The sequence below is a fragment of the Myxacorys almedinensis A genome, assembly GCF_010091945.1.
Classification (GTDB): Bacteria; Cyanobacteriota; Cyanobacteriia; order Leptolyngbyales; family Leptolyngbyaceae; genus Myxacorys; species Myxacorys almedinensis.
The window spans coordinates 1-1,091 of record NZ_WVIE01000059.1; the positions used below are offsets into that span (position 1 = coordinate 1).

Here is a 1,091-nt window from a genome sequence, read left to right on the forward strand (position 1 = left end):
AGGCTCATTTCGCATTGAATCAAACAATCAAATCTTCTTTGTTCCCGCAGATGGAAGCAATGCGGTGCGAGTTTATGACGGTAGCCAGAGAGCTTTAGCCATCGTTCGTTACAACGGAGCAATTTACACAGCGTTCAGTGGTGGCGGAATTTACCGCAGTCCGAATGGTCAAAATTTGGGTGGTGGTGGTAACACCCCAAGGATCTATCTAGGACAGAAGGTAATGGCAATGACAGTGTGCCGAGGCGGGATCTTTACAGCGTTTGACAAAGCAGGAATTTACTACAGTCCAGATGGTCAAAATCCCGGCGGTGGAGGCAGAACCAGCAGGGTTTACAGAGGAACTCAGCTTGTGAGCCGTATGCTGTGTCAACCAGGTTCGGGCATCAATGGTACTGAGAGTGTGATTACAACGTTCAGTGGTGCTGGTGTATACCAAAGTCCAGACGGTGATAATCTTGGCGGAGGCGGCAATACAAGACGGCTAAATTGACATTTGATGTGCTGACAGAAGATTCATAGGGTGGAGATTTCCACCCTATTTACCATGATGTATGATAAAGGGGTTTTTAGAAGTCAGCATAGAGATCGGGAGTCAGCATATGCAAGCGATCCTTTTAAGCCGTGAAGAGGTGGCGCGACGTGCAGAGCAACTATACGAAAGCAGAATTTGCCAAGAAGTGGAAGTTGAAGAAAATATTGGCAAGATGGTCATCATTGACATTGAGACGGGTGACTACAGGGTTGATGCAAATGGCTTACGCGCTGCTGACTTCCTGAGCGAGAAACATCCCAATGCCCGACTCTTCGGGATCAAAATTGGGTATAACGTTGCTGCTGCTTTTGGTGGCGGTGTCATGGAGCGCATCGTCAAGTGATTTCAGGCATTGTGGCTGACGGACACGCGATTATCACTATCCCATTTCGGATTCCGAATCGCACCGACTTCCCGATCGAGTTTGTAGTAGACACAGGATTTACGGATGAGCTTTGTTTACCACCAGAAGCAGTGGCATTGCTGAATCTTCCGTTCAAATACGATATGCGTGCGAATTTGGCAGATAACAGCCGAGTGACTGACTGACTGACAC

At 47.9% G+C, this 1,091-nt stretch carries 3 protein-coding genes; all 3 read left to right on the forward strand.

All coding sequences use genetic code 11. From position 1 onward, the window contains the following. Window positions 1-493 (forward strand): hypothetical protein (locus tag GS601_RS22595; RefSeq protein ID WP_162425546.1); only part of this gene is annotated, 493 nt, incomplete at its 5' end. Between the two features lie 109 nt (window positions 494-602). Beyond that, on the forward strand, window positions 603-878 hold the full coding sequence (locus tag GS601_RS22600) for a hypothetical protein (RefSeq protein ID WP_162425547.1): 276 nt from the start codon (window positions 603-605) through the stop codon (window positions 876-878). Continuing rightward, window positions 875-1,084, forward strand: a complete 210-nt coding sequence (locus GS601_RS22605; RefSeq protein ID WP_202925302.1) for a hypothetical protein — start codon at window positions 875-877, stop codon at window positions 1,082-1,084. The genes GS601_RS22600 and GS601_RS22605 overlap by 4 nt, the downstream gene beginning before the upstream one ends. The last annotated feature ends 7 nt before the right edge of the window (window positions 1,085-1,091 follow it).

What these genes read in the sequence shown, in the direction of transcription:
- GS601_RS22600 (WP_162425547.1), top strand. Translation starts at nt 603, where the DNA reads ATGCAAGCGATCCTTTTAAGCCGTGAAGAGGTGGCGCGACGTGCAGAG.